Below are 18,833 nucleotides of genomic sequence, written 5' to 3'. Positions count from 1 at the left end.
TAAATACAGAATAATTCTAATATCCAAGCGTTGAGAGGCTTAGGCAAAAAATGAAATACTCCTTTAAATAGTGTTATTTTTCTTAAAATATTACCATACCCAAAAAAAGTAGGTGGTGATGCTTTTTTTTGAGCATAAAATACAAAAGCCTGAAAATCAGGCTTAGAAAAAATTTTCCAGAAAAATTAATATTTTTCTATAATTGACTCTAAGAGAAGTCCAATTTAGTATTTGAAGCAGGGAATTACTCTTCCTCTTTGATTTCGGTTTTTAGGATCTCCCCAAAGAAAAGTATATCTCACAGAGACCTCATGTGCTCCACCACTGTTTTTTAAACCTAGTTTTGAGGCTGTTACATCATAGGAATATCCTATATCTAATCCACTTGGAAGTGATACTCCTACTAGACCAATGAAAGCCTCATTGTTGGGCAATGAATTTTTTGTTGGAAGACCTCGATACCATAAACCTAAAACCAATGGCTCCAAATATAATTGGGCTCCGACATCCAATTGGCTAAAAGGATCCTGCTGCTTATAATTAAACGCGAAGGAAATTGAGCGTTCCGAATATTGATGGGTGAAATAATCTCTGCCTCCATGCCCCAAATCGAATTTTATTCCACCTTGAGCGGAAAGCTTCATGGGAAGCTTTGAAAGCTGACCATCCACAAATGAGCGGTTGGGTTCAGATAAATGATGCGCAGAAACTCCAAACCAATATTTATCTGTAAATATAAGAGCTCCGATAGAGTAGTCCATAAAACTGTACTTGGAATCAAGAGGCACCCCATTCAGCTCATCCGTTATTCCTCCGACCGTCCCGTTGATGATATCTATTTGGCTTCCAAAAACCAAGTCTGAAAAAAAGGCATTTCGCTGCATGTAACTTGCTTGACCACCAACACTAAAGAAGAGGTTTTCCGAAATTTGAAGCTTATAAGAATACAAGAGACCAATTTCATTGGTTGAAAGCTGCGCCATTGATTCCTGACTTCCATTGAAAATCAATCCAACACCAGAATTATAGTCAAATATATAATGGTCAATGTACGCGGAGTAGGAATTAAAACTCTGGTCTAAGCCAGGCCATTGGTTTCTGTAATTGATTCCTATTCTAGTTAATTCTGAAGAGCCCGTTAAAGCTGGGTTTAAAAATAAAGGAGCCGCATAAAATTGTGAAAACTGGGTATCTTGAGCATAGGAGCTTATTGGCAGCTGTAACAGTGCCCATATTAAAATACCTATGCCTAAGATCTTCCTCAACATAATCTTTCTTCACCTATCCAACGATCAATTTAAACAAACTGCAACGCTGTTATGTGAAATTTAAATAAAATGTAGGTTGTGAAACTACTAGGGCTTATGATTGAGGCAAACAATCTTATTTGGTTTCAAACCATATTGACAAAACACAATTTTTTTATGTTTATCCGTCAATTTTGGCATTGAAAATCAATAACTATACCAAAGAAATTTTTAGTATTAAATTATTCCCATTAAAGATCTAAAACTACCTGGTTTCGGAGTAGATCTTCAAATTCTTCACGTTTTCTGATTAACCTAGCCTTACCTTCCCAAATCAACACCTCTGCTGGCCTTAATCTTGAATTATAGTTGGAAGCCATGCTGATACCATAAGCACCTGCATTTTTAATCGCTAGAAAATCCCCCATTCTTACCTCTGCAATATCCCTTTCGGCAGCGATGGTGTCAGTTTCACAGATGTAGCCTACCACATTATATTTCTTCTCTTCTCCTTCTGGATTACTTAAATTATAAACATCATGATATGCATCATACATCATGGGTCTTATCAAGTGGTTCAGACCTGAATTAACTCCCACAAAAGTAATTTGAGGAGTTTTCTTAACCACATTAGCCTGTACTAATAGGGAGCCAGCTTCACTTACTACAAACTTCCCTGGCTCTAGCCATAATTCCAATTTCTTACCATACTTCTCACAAAACTTCAGGAATGCCTCTGACACACGGTTCCCAACTTCCATCATATCGGTGACAACATCTCCTTCTTTATAACCTACTTTAAAGCCTCCTCCAAAATCAAGAAACTTCAGTTCAGGAAATTTCAATGCAGCCTCAAATAAGACATTTCCACTTTTTAAGAATACTTCAGCATCCAAAATATCAGAACCTGTATGCAAATGAAGCCCTGTCACTTGAATATTATATTTCTTTACAAGCTCCAAAATCTCATCCAGCTGATGAATAGATACTCCAAACTTACTTGCAATATGCCCTACGGATATCTTGGCATTTCCGCCTGCCATAATATGAGGATTGATTCGGATGCAAACCGGAACTTCATGGCCATAAGTTTGACCAAACAATTCCAAGACTGGAAGATTATCAAGATTAATCATGGCACCTAGCTCAACCACTTCTTTGATTTCTTCCAAACTCACTCCATTAGGAGTATACATAATGTCTTCAGCTTTAAAACCAGCTTCTAAACACAATCGGACTTCCTGAACGGAAACAGCATCCACTTCACCACCAGCTAGCTTAACAACTTTCAGAATATTAACATTAGTCAAAGCTTTAGTCGCATATTTGATCTTCAACGGCACCTTGGAAAATGCTTGCTGTAATGTTTTAATCTGGGAGGTGATTTTGTCTCCATCGTACACATATACGGGCGTACCAAACTGTTCAGCTACTGAATTTAAGGATACTCCCTGAATCGTTAAGGGGTGTTGAGGTCTAGGCATGGTCTGAAATTTGCGCCCAAAGATAGCCAATTCAGAAAAAAAGGAGGCATAAGCCCCCTGTTTTCCTACCTTATTAAGGTGTAATTAAGAAATCATCGCTCAAGATCGGATACATTTCCCAAAATGTTGTTAAAACAGGCTTCCTTTACAATTCTATACGCAGTTAAATATTGTTAACCTCTATAGCTGACCTAAGAATCAGACTAAATTTGCATTATGTCTAAAAGAAACATTACGCTTATCATCGTTTTGATGTCCCTCGCAAGCTTCGGTTTGATGGGATTTCAATACTATTGGGTGCGTAATGCAGTAAGCATAAACCGGGAAAGATTTGACCAAAATGTTTACATGGCACTTTCAGGCACCATTGACCAACTGGAAAAAAGTGAAACCTCGGATGTGTTGCTGAGTTCACTTATGAAAGACTCTGTACTGCAGGAATCCCTTTTTGAAAAAATTGAACCCATCACTTTTCAAATTCAACAGCGTTCCGTCTATCCATCCAGGCCATCTATTGTCGATACTTTATTAAATGAACCTGCACCTGAAGTAAGCCCTACTTTCCGTCGAATCCTAGAATCCAGAGGATTTGATATGAGTTTATTGAAGGAGTTGGAAATGTTTTTCACCTACATGACTCCCGAACTTGCTTCCAGCATGTTCACTCCAGATGAAATGGAAATTTTGCTTGAAGAAAAGGAAAGGCAACTTAAATATCTCAGCGAAAGGGAGAAGGCTACAAAAATTTCAGGTGGTAGGACTGCTCAAAGACCTGAAGTTTTTACCCAAATCAACATTTCAGACGATATCCTTGAAAAAATACGTAGGGCAAATTTCAAGATTGATATGGTTGAAAAAACCTGGAATGAGTTAGCAGGACAAAAGGCCATTTTAGAAAGACTTGACACTTTGCAAGCAAGAGCACTTTTACGTAACCATTTGATAGAACGCGGAATTTCCGAATCTTTCGAAATGGGTTTATTAAAAAACAATGGGGAATTAACGCCATTGGGGCCAGTTACAGATCCAGCCACATTAATAGATAAAGGAACAAAAGCTCAGCTATTTCCAAATGACATTCTAGGTGAGGACAACTTCCTATACATTTACTTTCCTGATAAAAGCTATCATGTTATCAGGCAAGTATGGCTGCCATTATCCAGCTCAGTTCTATTTATAGCCGTCATTATTTTCTGTTTCATCTATGCGATCAAGGTAATTTTCAAACAGAAAGCCTTATCCGACACAAAGAATGATTTCATCAATAACATGACCCATGAGTTTAAAACTCCATTGGCAACTGTTAGTCTCGCAGTAGAAGCTTTACAAGATCCTGAGCTTTCTACTCAGGGTAAATTTAGAAATCGCTATTTGGGAATCATCAAAGATGAAAACAAGAGGCTCACAGCCCAAGTGGAAAAAGTATTGCAGGCCGCAGCATTAGATAAACAGGATTTCAAATTGAAGTTTGAAGAGGTCAACCTAAGCGAACTGTTGGAATCAACCATGCAGCACATCAGCCTTCAAGTAGAGAAAAAAGGCGGTACCTTGACCTTAAGAGATAGCCTAAAAGAACCTTTGATCGAAGGAGACGTTTTTCATTTGACGCATATTTTCAATAATTTATTGGATAATGCCATCAAATACACGCCAAACGCTCCCACCATAAAAATGGAAGCCAGTGACGGTGAGGATCAAGTAATCATCAAGATCAAAGACAATGGAATTGGGATGTCTAAAGATGCCCAAAAGAAAATATTTGATAAATTTTATAGAGTTCCTACTGGAAACGTGCATGATGTAAAAGGCTTTGGCCTGGGCTTATCTTATGTTAAAGCCATGCTAGAAGCACACAAAGGAGGAATTCAAGTGGAAAGTGAAGTTGGAAAGGGAACCACGTTCACCATAAACTTACCCAAAAAACAATGAGCAAAGCAAAACTATTGGTTGTAGAAGATGACCCAAATCTTGGCGATATACTTCAGGAATATTTAGAAATGAAAGGCTACGAACCCACACTCTGCAGAGATGGGGAAGAAGGCTGGAATAAATTCAAAAAAGACAAATACGACCTTTGTCTTTTGGATATTATGATGCCTAAGAAAGATGGCTTTACGCTTGCGAAGGAAATCAAAAAGGTACAGGACAACCTACCTATTTTATTCTTAACAGCTAAAAATCAAAAGGACGATATCATCGAGGGGCTAAAAATAGGCGCTGACGATTATATCACGAAGCCTTTTAGCATGGAGGAGCTACTATTAAGAGTAACAGCTATCTTAAGAAGAACTCAAAAAAGCTCAGAAGTATCTCCACTTAAAACCTATACGTTTGGAGGTTTTGTCCTTCACTATGACGAGCAATTCATAGAAGGCCCAAAAGGGAAGCATAAACTCACTTCTAAGGAAAATGAACTCATCAGACTATTAGCTTCTGAAATAAATAACTTGGTCAACAGAAGTCATGCTTTGAAGCAAATCTGGGGAGATGACAGCTACTTCAACGCAAGAAGTATGGATGTTTATCTCAGCAAAATCAGAAAACTACTCAAGGACGATCCAAAAGTACAGATCATCACCGTTCATGGTGAAGGCTTTAAGTTGATCGTAAGTGAATAAATATTAAATAGTCGGGAATAAATCCAACATAAGCAGTTGGGAATCGTTCTAGAAGTATTACCGATTTTAAATAGACTATCTAAAAGAGGCAAGGATTAATTTCCATGCCTCTTTTGATTTTAGCACCTTTTTAATCAAACCAAAGTGGCACCTATACCATTCTCTTCCGAGAAAGTTACTTTTTCAGGTGTAATAGTTACCCCTTTTGCAGGATCTTTAGCCAGAAGCATCGCTCCATCCATATCTACATAATCTAGTAATGGAGCAATATGTGCAATCGCAGAAATACCTATAGACGACTCTGTCATACAACCAACCATCGTTTTCATCCCTAAAGATTTTGCTTCATGAATCATTCTGAGCCCAGGAGTTATCCCTCCAGCTTTCACCAACTTGACGTTAATTCCATGAAAAAGCCCATGACATTTTTTGACATCAGATTCGACAATACAGCTCTCATCAGCAATTACCGGAAGCTGCGAATGCAGATAAACTTCCTTCATCCCTTCTAGATCATCTTTCCCCAGTGGCTGCTCCATAAACTCCACACCCAACTTCTTCAACTCCCCAGAATAATTTATTGCCTGCTCTGCTGACCATGCACAATTGGCATCAATACGAAAAACCGCATCTGTATGCTTTCTAAGTTCCCGCACAATGGCAAGATCATCTGAAGTGCCTAACTTGATCTTATAAATAGGCCAATGAACCTCCTGCATTTTAGAAACCATCTTTGGCACAGTATCAATACCAATAGTAAAATTGGTTGTAGGAATATCTGCTGGATCCAATTTTAAATACTCATATAACTTTTGCCCCTTCTTTTTAGCAAATAAATCCCAAGCAGCCATATCCAAAGCACATTGTGCAAATGGGTTTTCCTTAAAACAATCTTTTCCTAGCTCCCATAATTCCTCGGGGCTATTCCAATTGCCGTTTTCTACCGTTTCCCTAAAACACTCTAATGCTTCACTCATATTTTCTACCGTCATTCCATAAAATGGATTCGTAGTAGATTCTCCATATCCCACCATGCCATTTTCTTCTAGTTTGACAAGGAGTGTATCCTGAATATCCCTACTCTGGTGAGCAATGGTAAATGTATGCTTTAAAGGAAGATCCTCTACGAAATAGGTAAGTTTCATATGTTCATTAATTTTTAGGGCGTTTCATATACTTTTTCATTCCCAATGGCTAGTTTTACTTTGACACAAAAAGAAAATAGAAGCCATATGAAAATATCCCGGGCATCCCATGTTAGCATTTTTTTGCTGTTTTGCTTTTTGCTAACTAGTTACAAAACTGCAAATAAATATACGAATGAGCCACTATCTATCGAAACTTTAGAGGCTGCATATAAAAAATATAAAGAGGCTGCTATTACTAATCGGCGATTCAAGCATGCCGACCTGCAACCTTTGATACAAAAACACTCCCAAGAATTTAAAGTGGAAGTCTTAGGTGAGTCTATCGATCACCGTTCAATTTCCAGTATGGATTGGGGAAATGGCAAAACCAAAGTGATGCTTTGGTCTCAAATGCATGGCAATGAAAGTACTGCCACCATGGCCCTTTTTGATCTTTTCAACTTTTTAGAAGGAAGTGGAGATGAATTTGATCCGATCCGAAATACACTCAAAGAAAATTTAGAAATCAAATTTATCCCTTTGATCAACCCTGACGGCGCAGAGGCTTTCAAAAGAAGAAACAGCTTAGATATTGATTTGAATCGAGATGCTATCTCTCAAATTTCTCCAGAGGCCATTATTCTTAAAAAAGCCAGAGATGATTTCGAACCAGAATTTGGGTTCAACCTACATGATCAGCAAGTGTATTATAATGTAGAAGGCACTCCAAAACAAGCGACTATTTCTGTTTTGGCTCCTGCCTATAATTATGCTACTGATGTGAATGATGTGAGGGAAAAAGCAATGCAGACCATCGTAGGAATGAACCAGGTTTTACAGCAAGTGATTCCCGGGCAAGTAGGGAAATACGACGATGCTTTCGAACCAAGGGCATTTGGAGACAATATTACCAAATGGGGAACCAGCACTATTTTAATTGAATCTGGCGGCTATTGGGGAGATCCAGATAAACAGTATATCCGTCAACTCAATTTTATGATCATCTTGGAAGCCCTGCATGAAATTGCTACCAAAGGATATGAAAGCTATACTACCGAGCAATATTTTGCCATTCCTGATAACGATTCCAAGCTCGTAGATTTATTGATCAACGAAATGCAGGTCAATGTAAATGGAAAGAAATACCCAATCGACCTAGTGATCCGTAGAAGGGAATCTGAAATCCCAAATGGCTATTATGTCTCTGGCTCCATTGATGACCTTGGAGATATGCAGGTTTATTTTGCTCGGGAAACGCTGGATGCTTCAGGTCTTGAGTTCACAGAAGGAAAAGTTTATGAAACTACATTTAATTCCATAGAAGATCTTACTGAAGAAAAGGCTCTAGAGCTATTAAAAGAAGGATTTTTAGCTGTGAAAATAAAAAGTGGAATGCCAAAGGAGGTACATCACCTTCCAATTTTAGTTTTAAAAAGCACGGATACTTTTTCTGGTGGCTGGACTACAGGCTCTGCTCCTAATTTCTATCTCTCCAAAAATGGAAATTTAAAATACGCCTTAGTCAACGGCTATTTGATTGACTTGGAAAATCCTAAAGATGAGCTATTCATGCAACCCATTTATTAATTGTTAATAAATGTTCTTCAATCCAAAAAACCCGTCACTTGGCGGTTTTTTTGATTATCAACAAGTAATTATTGTTATTTTCCATCTCTGATTTTTCAAAATGATGAACAAGCACCTATCCTCCATTCTCTTTGCTCTAGCAATTGTAATAGCTTCCATAGTTTTAGGGAATGCAGTAATCAAACGAAATCGGCCTCAAGGCACCATACATGTGACAGGTCTTGGGGAGAGCAACTTTACTTCCGATTTAGTAGTCTGGGAAGGAAATTTCTCAAGGGAGAGTTTAGATTTAAAATCAGCTTATGCAGACCTTGAAAAGGATAAAAAGCTTGTAACAGAATACTTGATCTCAAAAGGTATTTCCGCTGACAAACTGATTTTTAATGCGGTCAATACAAATCCAAAATATCGACAGAATTACTCCAATGATGGGCGATACCTAGGTCAAACTTTTGAGGGGTATACTTTGAATCAATCCTTAAAAATAGAATCCGAAGACGTAGAAAAAGTTGAGCGAATCAGTAGAGAAATCACGGAATTGTTAAACCAAGGAATCGCCTTCTATTCTCAGCCTCCACGGTATTATTATACCGGATTGGAGTCATTGAAACTAGAAATGATCGCCAAGGCTACTGAAGATGCGAGAGTTCGTGCAGAGAGGATTGCCGAGAACTCAAAAGGCGACTTAGGAGACCTGATATCCGCAAATATGGGTATCTTTCAGATCACAGGCCAAAACTCAGGGGAAGACTATTCCTGGGGTGGAACCTTTAATACGGCAGATAAAAACAAAACTGCTTCCATCACGATGAAGCTGGTTTTTGAAGTAGATTAATTTGAAAAAGACTCCAAAAAACGAACTCAAACCTGGCTTACATCCAAGTAACCTCCATCGAGATCGATATGATTTCCCTAGCTTAATAAACACCCAGCCTGAACTTGAAAAATTTGTGGCTGAGAATAAGTATGGAGATCTCAGCATAGATTTCGCCGACCCAAAAGCGGTCAAAGAACTTAATCGAGCCCTCTTAAAGCATTTTTATCAAATATCAGATTGGGATATTCCCTCGGGCTATCTTTGCCCACCTATTCCTGGAAGAGTAGATTACTTGCATTATTTGGCAGATTTACTTTCAGACTGTAATAAAGGTAAGCTACCCGAAGGAGAAAAAGTAAATGTTTTGGACCTTGGGACAGGCGCAAATTGTATTTACCCACTCTTGGGAACCAGAATTTACAATTGGAATTTTGTGGGTTCAGAAATTGATCCCAAAGCGATTCATTCCGCTCAGCAAAACCTCAACTCAAATCCACAAATCCTAAAAAAGGTAAACCTGAGACTTCAGGAAAACCCCAAGGAAATTCTGAGTGGTATCATCCGATCAGACGATGTTTTTGATCTTGTACTTTGCAACCCACCGTTTCACGAATCCAAAGAGGCAGCATTGGCTGGAAGCACCCGTAAGGTGAAAAACCTGAAAGGGAAGGTGGGCAAAACTGTCACGCTAAACTTTGGAGGGCAAAGCAATGAGCTCTGGTGTAAAGGAGGCGAACTGACTTTTATTCGTAAAATGATTCTGGAAAGTAAAATCTACAAATTCAACTGTTACTGGTTTACTTCTTTGGTATCGAAAGAGGAGCATTTAAAAGATTTGATTCTTGCCTTGAAAAAAGCAAATGTTGCTGAGCGAAAAATCATCCAGATGACACATGGAAATAAAAAAACTCGATTCATTGCCTGGACTTTTCTAAATCCCACGCAACAAGAAGGCTGGGCAAAAAGACGATGGTATTAAAAATAAAAACAAGGTGAGGAAATAGTAAGTTTTGGAATATTAATTTTGGTAAGTCCAAGCGTCCCGTAAAAGTCTACAGCATAGAAATATCTTCTTGCGCTTCTGCGAGTGTCTCCACTCGCAGGGATAAGGCACCAATTGATTCGTGGAGACACGAATCAGGGCATAGTAAGTATTTCTCGCCTTTGCTAGTAACTCCACTCCCGGGAAAAAGGATTCAATTGATTCGTAAAGACAGGTATCAGGTACTTGGATTTTTGTCCAAGGATCACAGAAAAAAAGTCTACAGCATAGAAATATCTTCTTGCGCTTCTGCGAGTGTCTCCACTCGCAGGGATAAGGCATCAATTGATTCGTGGAGACACGAATCAGGGCAATTTTCGCCTTTGCGAGTGTCCTCACTCGCAAGAATAGTTTAAGTATTATTCTTTTCAGGCTAGTCAATAAGCAAAAAAAGGCGGTCTGAACTAATTCAGACCCCCTTTCCCATTTTTTATCGCATCAAATTTTAAAACTTGGTTCTAAAACCTTGATACTTTTAATAAAATCAAGCGTTCAAAGTACTCTCAACGCTGATTTCCAAATTCAAAACTTGAGAAATAGGACAATTTTTTTCAGCATCTTTCACTAGCTCATCAAATTTACTTTGTTCGATGCCATCCACTTTCGCTTTCAGCACTAAATGTGACTTTTTCAGCGTTCCATCTTCAAAAGTAATATTGGAAGTTACATCCAATTCATCAGCTGTAAAACCAGCCTCTTGAAGGTTGAAACTTAGTTTCATGGCAAAACATCCCGAATGAGCAGCAGCAATTAATTCCTCTGGGTTAGTACCCACTCCATCCTCAAATCGAGAATTAAAGGAATATTGTGTTTTATCTAAAACAGTACTTGGAGTGGTCAAATGACCTTTGCCATTTTTTCCATTTCCTTGCCATACGGCGGTTGCTTTTCTAATCATGGTTAAAATTTTTTAGGGTTAAAAGTTATGTATATAAGTAAAAATCACCTGTTTTGGTTCAATCAAATTTCAGAAAACTCAGGATTCCACCTCTGTCAAATTCTTCTTTTCTTCTGATGGATTGATGACTTTAAACCCTGCCAATTCTTCAAACACAGCTAAATACTGCTCTGTCACATAATCCCAATTGTATTTTTGAATCAGACCCTCTCTGGCAGTTTTTCGGAAGTACTCCATTCTTTCGGAGCTAGCTTCGGCCGTCTCTACAATATCTTTTACTGAATCAACTTCTTTTTGAAAATACCAACCGTGTTTCCCATTTTGAAGCATCTCTTGATTAAATGGAGTATCTAATGCTAAAATTGCACAGCCATATCCCAAAGCCTTAAGCATGGCTGGGTTGGTCCCACCATATTCATGCCCATGGAAATAAGCATAACAATGGGTGTACCATGCTCCTAATTCATGCGGATCCGTGACATAGCCTAAAAACAACAATCGATCATCTTCCAAACTTTTCAATAAAGTCGCATACTCATCCATAAATGGTACGTCACCCACGATGACCAACTTCTTCTTGGAATCAGATTTCAAAAATCCTTTGATAATTAAATCGGCATTGTTATCTGGAACAAGTCGACCTACGATCAGAAAATAATCTTGGTGTTCAATACCCCACTTTGCAATCGGGGCAACTTCCACATCCTCTTTTACAGCCGCTCCATAAGCGATCACCTGAGATTCAGCATTGAATAATTCCTTATAAACCCGCTGCATTTCATCGGAATCGTTGATGATTCGATCAAAGTATTTCGTGGCTAATCGAGACGCCCAGAAAAAGTACCTTGAACCAATCCCTTTCCATTTTGGCCTCAGCCATTCCAAGCCATCCACATTGATGACTGACTTTTTTCTAAAGAATCTGGAAACCCAACCAATAGGCCCATTTCCACTATTCACTACAAAAATTATGTCTACATCAGAAAAACAAGCATGGATCATGGAGAAAAATGTATGCGATAACTGGGTTCCAATTTTGGATTCCACGGCACCCATATAAATACATTCTATCCCATTGACATACCTAGGTTTTACTTTAAAAAGTGCTTTATGATTGTAAACTCGTACATGAACTCCTTTTGCAACGAGCCTTTCACCGAGTTCTTTGACCATGGTGTCATAACCCCCATAGACATAGGGGTACCCTTTTGCACCCATGATGGCAACTTTCAATTTCTTTTTACTTGACGCCATAGGTGGTTTCTAATTTTCTCGCTGAATTGTTCAAAACTATACTCACGCAATACTTTTTCTCTTGCTGCCTCTCCCATACTTTCACGAAGTTGATCGTTCAAAATTAACTTTTCTAAAGCAATTTTCCCCATCTCTACATCCTCAATAGGAATCAAATAACCGGTCTCCCCTTCTGAAACCATTTCCTCAGCTCCTCCAGACCTTGTGGCAACCACAGGTAAAGCAGATGCCATGGCTTCCAAAATCACCGTAGGGAATGAATCGGGCAAGATGGATGGGAGGACAAATATATCAGTTGCAGACAATATGGTAGGTATATCCTTTCGAAAACCTAAATCTGTCACATGCCCTGAAAAATCCCCCTCACGAATTACGCTTTTTATCTCTTCATGGATCGATTCATAGCCAGGAAATGGATCTCCAACCAATAAAAAATGACATTGTGGATAAGTCTTTAAAATTTCTTTAGCCATGGCCAAAAAAAACAATTGTCCCTTACCTGGATTGATCCTGCCAATCATCGTAATGACCAACTTATCCACAGGTATGTTCAAATCGGATTTAGTCTTCGAATCAGGCATTAAATACTCCTGATATGGAATTCCATTGTGAATAACTTCCGGTTTGGAATTCTTAAGCATACCTCCCCAATGTTTTTTTACTGCCTCAGAAACTACAATCGGCTCAGGAGTCCCCTTATCAAGCATTGCTCTTAGAAGTTTGACCAATGGCTTAGGGCCGAAAAGAATCTCATGAATATGCCAAATATGTGGAAGGTTGTTTTTCTGTGCCCAATAAGACCCTACAATCACCGCAAGCGTGTTGGAATAAACTAATTCAAAATCATACTTCTGGTGGAGTTTATCCAAAAATTTGTAGGCTTTAAGCTTCTTGTCAAACCTGTTGATAAGTCCCTTAAAGTTGACATATTTCCTTCGGAGAATTCCTAGATTCTGTATACAAACAGTAAACCCATCTTGAACCAGCAAGTCCGCCAAGGGCCCTTCTCCAGTCAAAACAACCACTGGATTGAAGCCTTCTTCCCGATAAATTCTTAGAACTTGAAAAATGATTTTTCCAGAACCATACAGCTCAGAACTACTCTGAAGAAAAAGTACATTTCTGGTTTTGCTCATTTTTTCTGAAAATAGAGACCAAGGATTCCTGACTTGCTACTCAAAGTAGATAAACCTTCCAAAATCCATGCTAGAGGCATGAAAAGTAAAATCGCAGCCATCAGTCCAATCGTCTTTTTCCTTTTCAACTTAAGAATAAGATGGCCTTTAAAACCAACTTTTGACAAGAGCGCCTGAAGCATTCCCAACACACCTAAATGGATAGAAAATTTCCTGGCCCCTACTTGTCGATAGCCAATTCTCTCCATTTCTTTTATGAGGGTTTCCTCATTCCAATGTGTCAAATGCTTCGGTATATCCCAATGAAGCCATTTTCCCCCAGCCAATTTTGCCTGCCAGGAGTCTGATCGAGGCACTTCTATATATGCGAGACCGCTACTTGCTAAATTTTGATCCAATAGCTCTTTTAGCAATCCCATTGGATCAGGAAGATGCTCTAACACGTGGTTTAAGGAAATTAAGTCAAATTCTCCACTTTCAATCTTCCCGCTTTCGTAGAATTCATTCTTAACCTGGAGCTGATACTTTTCCCTAGCAAAAGCAGCTCTATTTTCAGCAGTTTCAATTCCGAATGTGGAAAAACCTAGACTTTTTGCTGCATGCATAAACTGGCCTTTTCCACTGCCAAAATCCAATAGTGATTTTAAGTCAGGCTGTATTCCTTTCGCTTTCTTGAGGACTTTACCTGCTTCTCTAAAAATGATCTTTTCAAAAATGGACTCCCGGTTATCCACCACTTCATAAACCTCATCTTCATAAAGGGCATCCGCATCGAGCTCCTTCCAAAAGAAGGTCCATTTCACTTGACATTGAGGACAATTGATAATAGATAATTCTTCCTTGTCTTGGGAAGGTTTCGTATGACAGACCGGACAAATAATTTGCCTCATAATGCAGGGGCAGCATCCAAAATCAGATACTGAAAAGCTTCTAGAAATTTTTTAGGGGAAAAATTATCGCTTTGCTTCAGACCTTGTTTTATCAAAGTCTCCCGTAAAGCTTTATCCCGGCTCAAAAGTATCATTTTTTCTGCCAAATCTGATGCATCACCTGATTTGGAGCTAAGTCCTGCTCCGTTGGCAATCTCTTTTAGTGCTGCTTGGTCTGAATGAATTACTGGAACACCAAATTTCATCGCTTCCAAAATAGGGATGCCAAAACCTTCATTTTCTGAGGGAAAAACATAGCAAAATGCTTCCTGGTAGAGACTGACAATCTCAGCATCAGAAATATAGCCTGGCAAGACTACTTTCTCTTTCAGTCCGAGTTCCGAAACCAACTTTTCTACCACTGGAAAATCATTCATTTGAATACTTTGACCTGGGCCTCCTGCCAAAACCAATTTGAAGTCCTGGTTTTCTTTTTCCAAAAATGTTTTAAATGCATGAACGAGCAGAGGTAAATTTTTCCTTTTGTCAAAGGTCCCCAGGTGAAAGAAGTATGGGGTATCTCTCAATTTTAAGCGATCCAGAATCATTTCATCGGCTACAGAATTGATGATTTTAGGACTTTGATAAACCACATGAATCGGTAATTCATTTCCCAAATGCTTATGCAGGGCTGTTTTGGAATACTGAGTCGTGGTAATGATTTCAGTTTTTTCTTTAAGGCCTTTTCGTATCAAATTAAGAAAATACTTTCTCCACCATCGGGGATAGTTCTGAGGCATTTGCCAGAAAAAGGCATCATGAAGTACGGTCATCCTTCGGCATGGAAGTGAAGCTGCCGGAGAAACAAAATCTGGACATATTAACACATCTGGCTGATGCTTTTTAACCAAATCTGGAAGCTGAAACTCTTTCCAACGGAAATAATCCAAGTGGTAGTTTAGTCTCTGAAATTTTGAGGAAGGATTTTTAAAGGTAGTATCAGCCGCTTGTTTTTCGGGATCATGGGTGAAAATCCATTCTATTTCAGGATGTGGAAATGCCTTGGTTGCATTTGCCAATTCCATCATATAGGTTTTGATGCCTGTAGTGGCCACGTTCAGATATTGAAGGTCTAAAAGTACTTTCATGCAAGTTTCAGGTTTTCTTGGGTTTTTAATCTGCTGTAGGCATGAACAGAATATCCTGCCATCCACCAAGTGGTCCAAGCCACGTAAGTGTACATTTCGGCATTGGCGGTAAATAGAGGTAAAAGCAATCCAACCTTCACTGCTGCAGCTACAAAAGCAATTCGGGCTTCCATAATATTATCTGTTCGATAAAAAACTCTCAAACTTAATATCACTGCGGAAGCCAAGGTAAGTATATACAAAATCATGCCGAGCCAGCCTAACTGAACTCCATATATCAAAAACTGATTTTCTCCTCCCACTCTTAATTCATCCGTAACACTTCCGGCATTTCCAGACATTGCCAATCCTATGCCCATTGGATTTCCCACCATTGAATCCAATGCAAGCAGCCATTCTACTACATGTCCCACACTGGAAGTATTTTCAAAAGTGATGGTATCTAGGACGAAAAAGTAAAAATCATCGCTGGCAAAGAAGATCACATACACTGCAAAAGCAATCAGGCTTAGAAAGCCCGCAGCTATCAGTTTGTATAGTCCAAAAACTAAAGCCAAAAAGAATATCATTAGGAAGAATGCTCCAAAAGCGGCTCTAGAAGCTGAAAACACCAAACTTCCCAAAGAGCAAGCCATGACCAAAATGTAAAGCCAGTTGTATTCCCTTTTGCTGGTCAAAAACCAAATCAGCCCTGCTGCAAAACCCATCAAAACTGAACTGGCCATTTCCAGGGGGTCAGAAAAAAAGCTCGCCAATCGTTTGGTTACCGCTTGGGTCTCAAAAGTCCACGTCAAACCAAAATTACCTGTTGGATCAATGTCATTTATCACATGATTATACAAGGCATAACCAGTGAACTGCTGCAAATGAGCCTGCAGCACATAATTTTCAAAAAGATTAACCAAGAATGCCCCAATGGCGATAATGAAAATCATTTGAAATACCCCACGGATTTCGTCCTTGTTAAATGTGCTATTTCTGCCTAAGAAATAAACTATCCCCGGTATTAAAATCCCCTTATAATAAAGGGCCTTGTTCATGAAAGAAGCTTGCCCCAACGGTAAAATCAAATAAATAGCAGCCAAGCTAAGAAAGGCTAGAAAGAAGGTATCTGTCCATTGAAATCGAAAGGGATATTCGAATAATTTTCGTTGGTAAAGCAGGAAGGAAAAAAGAGCTAATAGCACGATCAATTCCTTAAGTACCTGAAATACACCTACCAATGCACTGGATCCAGTAGCTAAATAGACCAAACTAAGAGTGGTGATATAAAAAGGTAGAAATCCAATCAGAAAAAAAATGAAATACTTCCACCTTCCATTAAATACCATTTCCTGCACTGCCCAGAATAATCCAGCAGCAACAGCAAAGGAAATGAAAATGAAAATTATCAAGGCCATGATGGAGCTTTTTTTAGAGAAGCACCTAAGCCATCTATCATACCATTAACAACAGCTTTTAATTTTTGGAACCTCCCTCTCAAACAAAAATAGAGTATCCAAAGCAGAAAACGGAAACCATGGTACCCTAGTGACAAAAGGAAAGACATTCCTTTTTGCATACCACGAATCAGATAAAACTGATTCCGAACATGATAATAAAACACTTTGGGGCTCAAAACACCTTCAGCATGTGCTTTTTTTGAAGAAGCTCCTGCCTCATGATAGATCATCGCTTTGGAAGCCAAGGCTATTTGATATCCTTTTTCTCTAAACCTCAAGGACCATTCCACGTCTTCGAAATAGGCAAAATAGGATTCGTTAAGCAAACCTGTTTTCATCATAGCTTCCCTTGAGATCAGCATACAACAGCCCGTTGCCCAATCCAATTTGACATCTTTAGCCTGATAATCTTCAACAGGTTTTCGATCTCCTAAGGTGATGGATCTTCCCAATAACGAATTCCATTTCCCTCCAGCACTCCAAATTTTCCCTTTATCATTCAGAAATGTAATCAAGGGCTGAACCACGCCTAGCTGCTGATTACTGGAGTTAAATACTCGCACCATTTGACCCAAAAAATCAGGGGCTACTTCGGTATCATTATTCAAAAGCATGATATGTGAATAACCATCCTCCAAAGCTTTTTTGATCCCTACATTATTCCCCCCTGCAAAACCCAAGTTTTCTTTATTTTCCAATAGAATGATCTCAGGAAATGCAGTTAAGAGCTTTTGTCCTTCATTATTCCCGGAGGCATTGTCTACTAAAATCACTTGATAGTCAGGAAACTCTAACTTCCGCAGGGAATTGATGCAGGCTGCTGTAAAATCATACCCGTTCCAATTCACAAGAATTATTGCAACTGATGGATCAGGTGTAAAAGCCATAAAAAAGTTTTCGATTATTTCTATACAATAAAACCAAGCAAATCAGAAAGACCGCAACCTCTGTGGATATGATGGCCACACAAACTCCAATTCCTCCCCAGAATGAAGTTAGAATCGGTGCCACTGTCAGCATGTATAAACACATCATCCAAGAAGCTTTAAAAAGCAAATTTTTTAAATCTGCTACCAACATCATAATTACATTGGCGATATTCAAGCAAGCTAACAAAGGTACCAAAGTCAAAACCTGAAGATAGGTCACAGATTCTTTAAGCTCTTCTCTAGCCAATATCCTAATGGTCCAAGGGGCAGTTAAATAAGTCATAGCCGCTATGAATACCCCAAAGAGAACCACTCTGATATAGACATTCCTCAAAAATCTAAAGAAAGCCTTTTCGTCTTTTTTATACAATTTAGCTGCGTTGGGATAGATTGCCTGAATAATCATCGCGGGAAACATCCTTAAGACCATTACGACACGTTCGGCCAAACTATACATCCCCAAAGTCTCAGCTACAGAGAAAAAACTCAAAATGATCAAACCGCCATTGATGGAAATATGGCTCGCGAGATTACTGAAAAAGAGCAATATATTATCTTTCAGGCTCTTCCAAATAGCAGAAACTTCTGGTCTATAAACTCTGATCCCCATGAAAGTATGGATATAAAAAAGCAAGAGTAAGTTGATCCCCAAACCAAAAAACCCCATCATAAAATTCACCCATTTGCTTTGCCCTGGACTATGGATGAAAAACACGATTCCCATCAAGAAGAGAAGCTTAGAGAAAATATTGGCAATACTGATCAATTTCATCTTCTCCATTCCCTGAAAAAACCACAGAGGCAATGTGGCTTCGGAAAATAGCATCAAAACAGAAAATACCAGAATCATCTGGTATTCCTTGAACAAGTTGAGCCCGAAAACAGATACAAAAATGATCAGTGTGGCAATTGCTGCCAATAAAATTTTGGCTGAAAAAACATTGGAAACCAAATGTGAAAGCGCAGTCTTATCATTTTGATTGACAGCCACTTCTCTAGGTGCGCTAAGATTGTAGCCAAACCCAACCAAAATATTCAATAGGATAATTACTGCCAAAGCCAAATTCACCAATCCAAACTGATCCACGCCAATATTCTGTATCAACAAGGGCATGGAAATAATCGAAATCAGTACATTGGACGATTGGATAATCGCCAAAAAAAGAAAATTCTGAATGGATTTATTCCTGATGAAATTACCGATCGGAAGTAAGGAGAGTTTTTCTAACATGGCA

At 38.8% G+C, this 18,833-nt stretch carries 17 protein-coding genes; 5 read left to right on the top strand and 12 right to left on the bottom strand.

Annotated elements, in window-relative coordinates:
• Window positions 1-224: 224 nt before the first annotated feature.
• Window positions 225-1,268: a PorP/SprF family type IX secretion system membrane protein gene (locus tag ALPR1_RS02330; RefSeq protein ID WP_008198145.1), complete on the bottom strand. Its 1,044-nt coding sequence runs from the start codon at window positions 1,266-1,268 to the stop codon at window positions 225-227.
• A 230-nt stretch (window positions 1,269-1,498) separates the two neighbouring features.
• Window positions 1,499-2,731 (bottom strand): diaminopimelate decarboxylase, encoded by a 1,233-nt coding sequence (gene lysA, locus ALPR1_RS02325; RefSeq protein ID WP_008198143.1) that lies wholly within the window; start codon window positions 2,729-2,731, stop codon window positions 1,499-1,501.
• 216 nt (window positions 2,732-2,947) lie between these two features.
• Here lysA and ALPR1_RS02320 point away from each other — a divergent pair, with 216 nt between their 5' ends.
• Entirely contained in the window at window positions 2,948-4,660 is a 1,713-nt protein-coding gene (locus ALPR1_RS02320; protein ID WP_040302476.1) for a sensor histidine kinase, read from the top strand.
• Entirely contained in the window at window positions 4,657-5,349 is a 693-nt protein-coding gene (locus ALPR1_RS02315; RefSeq protein ID WP_008198139.1) for a response regulator transcription factor, read from the top strand. The genes ALPR1_RS02320 and ALPR1_RS02315 overlap by 4 nt, the downstream gene beginning before the upstream one ends.
• Window positions 5,350-5,483: 134 nt before the next feature.
• On the opposite strand, the gene ALPR1_RS02310 is transcribed toward ALPR1_RS02315, so the two are convergent.
• Window positions 5,484-6,494 (bottom strand): dipeptide epimerase, encoded by a 1,011-nt coding sequence (locus ALPR1_RS02310; RefSeq protein WP_008198138.1) that lies wholly within the window; start codon window positions 6,492-6,494, stop codon window positions 5,484-5,486.
• Between the two features lie 87 nt (window positions 6,495-6,581).
• Here ALPR1_RS02310 and ALPR1_RS02305 point away from each other — a divergent pair, with 87 nt between their 5' ends.
• From ALPR1_RS02305 to rlmF, 3 genes are all read left to right on the top strand, one after another.
• Window positions 6,582-8,063 carry a M14 family zinc carboxypeptidase gene (locus tag ALPR1_RS02305; protein WP_040303147.1) on the top strand — a complete coding sequence of 494 codons (1,482 nt, stop codon included), beginning with the start codon at window positions 6,582-6,584 and terminating at the stop codon, window positions 8,061-8,063.
• Between the two features lie 103 nt (window positions 8,064-8,166).
• Window positions 8,167-8,898: an SIMPL domain-containing protein gene (locus ALPR1_RS02300; protein ID WP_008198135.1), complete on the top strand. Its 732-nt coding sequence runs from the start codon at window positions 8,167-8,169 to the stop codon at window positions 8,896-8,898.
• A 1-nt stretch (window position 8,899) separates the two neighbouring features.
• Window positions 8,900-9,859 carry a 23S rRNA (adenine(1618)-N(6))-methyltransferase RlmF gene (gene rlmF / locus ALPR1_RS02295; protein WP_008198134.1) on the top strand — a complete coding sequence of 320 codons (960 nt, stop codon included), beginning with the start codon at window positions 8,900-8,902 and terminating at the stop codon, window positions 9,857-9,859.
• A 39-nt stretch (window positions 9,860-9,898) separates the two neighbouring features.
• Here rlmF and ALPR1_RS20775 read toward each other — a convergent pair whose 3' ends face one another.
• The 9 genes from ALPR1_RS20775 to ALPR1_RS02255 all read right to left on the bottom strand — a co-directional run bounded on the left by ALPR1_RS20775 (window position 9,899) and on the right by ALPR1_RS02255 (window position 18,829).
• Window positions 9,899-10,261 (bottom strand): hypothetical protein, encoded by a 363-nt coding sequence (locus tag ALPR1_RS20775; protein ID WP_153231756.1) that lies wholly within the window; start codon window positions 10,259-10,261, stop codon window positions 9,899-9,901.
• Window positions 10,262-10,406: 145 nt separating this feature from the next.
• Window positions 10,407-10,820 (bottom strand): OsmC family protein, encoded by a 414-nt coding sequence (locus ALPR1_RS02290; protein WP_008198133.1) that lies wholly within the window; start codon window positions 10,818-10,820, stop codon window positions 10,407-10,409.
• Window positions 10,821-10,898: 78 nt separating this feature from the next.
• Window positions 10,899-12,074: a glycosyltransferase gene (locus ALPR1_RS02285; RefSeq protein ID WP_040302474.1), complete on the bottom strand. Its 1,176-nt coding sequence runs from the start codon at window positions 12,072-12,074 to the stop codon at window positions 10,899-10,901.
• Complete coding sequence (locus ALPR1_RS02280) at window positions 12,050-13,210, bottom strand: glycosyltransferase family 4 protein (RefSeq protein WP_008198129.1); 1,161 nt, start codon at window positions 13,208-13,210, stop codon at window positions 12,050-12,052. Before ALPR1_RS02280 ends, ALPR1_RS02285 begins: the two co-directional genes overlap by 25 nt.
• On the bottom strand, window positions 13,207-14,100 hold the full coding sequence (locus tag ALPR1_RS02275; protein ID WP_008198128.1) for a class I SAM-dependent methyltransferase: 894 nt from the start codon (window positions 14,098-14,100) through the stop codon (window positions 13,207-13,209). Before ALPR1_RS02275 ends, ALPR1_RS02280 begins: the two co-directional genes overlap by 4 nt.
• Window positions 14,097-15,227, bottom strand: a complete 1,131-nt coding sequence (locus ALPR1_RS02270; protein ID WP_008198127.1) for a glycosyltransferase family 4 protein — start codon at window positions 15,225-15,227, stop codon at window positions 14,097-14,099. Before ALPR1_RS02270 ends, ALPR1_RS02275 begins: the two co-directional genes overlap by 4 nt.
• Window positions 15,224-16,627, bottom strand: a complete 1,404-nt coding sequence (locus ALPR1_RS02265; protein WP_008198126.1) for an O-antigen ligase family protein — start codon at window positions 16,625-16,627, stop codon at window positions 15,224-15,226. The genes ALPR1_RS02270 and ALPR1_RS02265 overlap by 4 nt, the downstream gene beginning before the upstream one ends.
• Window positions 16,618-17,556 (bottom strand): glycosyltransferase family 2 protein, encoded by a 939-nt coding sequence (locus ALPR1_RS02260; RefSeq protein ID WP_008198124.1) that lies wholly within the window; start codon window positions 17,554-17,556, stop codon window positions 16,618-16,620. Before ALPR1_RS02260 ends, ALPR1_RS02265 begins: the two co-directional genes overlap by 10 nt.
• A complete protein-coding gene (locus ALPR1_RS02255; protein WP_008198123.1) occupies window positions 17,540-18,829 on the bottom strand; it encodes an oligosaccharide flippase family protein in 1,290 nt (429 codons plus the stop codon). Before ALPR1_RS02255 ends, ALPR1_RS02260 begins: the two co-directional genes overlap by 17 nt.
• Window positions 18,830-18,833: the final 4 nt, after the last annotated feature.

Origin of the sequence: Algoriphagus machipongonensis (genome assembly GCF_000166275.1) — a bacterium.
Lineage (GTDB): Bacteria > Bacteroidota > Bacteroidia > Cytophagales > Cyclobacteriaceae > Algoriphagus > Algoriphagus machipongonensis.
The sequence above is the reverse complement of the archived record's forward strand: the minus strand, read 5'-3'. Positions and strand labels throughout refer to the sequence as shown.

Coding starts and splice junctions, on each gene's coding strand:
- ALPR1_RS02330 (WP_008198145.1), bottom strand. CDS start 1,268: ATGTTGAGGAAGATCTTAGGCATAGGTATTTTAATATGGGCACTGTTA.
- lysA (WP_008198143.1), bottom strand. CDS start 2,731: ATGCCTAGACCTCAACACCCCTTAACGATTCAGGGAGTATCCTTAAAT.
- ALPR1_RS02320 (WP_040302476.1), top strand. CDS start 2,948: ATGTCTAAAAGAAACATTACGCTTATCATCGTTTTGATGTCCCTCGCA.
- ALPR1_RS02315 (WP_008198139.1), top strand. CDS start 4,657: ATGAGCAAAGCAAAACTATTGGTTGTAGAAGATGACCCAAATCTTGGC.
- ALPR1_RS02310 (WP_008198138.1), bottom strand. CDS start 6,494: ATGAAACTTACCTATTTCGTAGAGGATCTTCCTTTAAAGCATACATTT.
- ALPR1_RS02305 (WP_040303147.1), top strand. CDS start 6,582: ATGAAAATATCCCGGGCATCCCATGTTAGCATTTTTTTGCTGTTTTGC.
- ALPR1_RS02300 (WP_008198135.1), top strand. CDS start 8,167: ATGAACAAGCACCTATCCTCCATTCTCTTTGCTCTAGCAATTGTAATA.
- ALPR1_RS02290 (WP_008198133.1), bottom strand. CDS start 10,820: ATGATTAGAAAAGCAACCGCCGTATGGCAAGGAAATGGAAAAAATGGC.
- ALPR1_RS02285 (WP_040302474.1), bottom strand. CDS start 12,074: ATGGCGTCAAGTAAAAAGAAATTGAAAGTTGCCATCATGGGTGCAAAA.
- ALPR1_RS02280 (WP_008198129.1), bottom strand. CDS start 13,210: ATGAGCAAAACCAGAAATGTACTTTTTCTTCAGAGTAGTTCTGAGCTG.
- ALPR1_RS02275 (WP_008198128.1), bottom strand. CDS start 14,100: ATGAGGCAAATTATTTGTCCGGTCTGTCATACGAAACCTTCCCAAGAC.
- ALPR1_RS02270 (WP_008198127.1), bottom strand. CDS start 15,227: ATGAAAGTACTTTTAGACCTTCAATATCTGAACGTGGCCACTACAGGC.
- ALPR1_RS02265 (WP_008198126.1), bottom strand. CDS start 16,627: ATGGCCTTGATAATTTTCATTTTCATTTCCTTTGCTGTTGCTGCTGGA.
- ALPR1_RS02260 (WP_008198124.1), bottom strand. CDS start 17,556: ATGGCTTTTACACCTGATCCATCAGTTGCAATAATTCTTGTGAATTGG.
- ALPR1_RS02255 (WP_008198123.1), bottom strand. CDS start 18,829: ATGTTAGAAAAACTCTCCTTACTTCCGATCGGTAATTTCATCAGGAAT.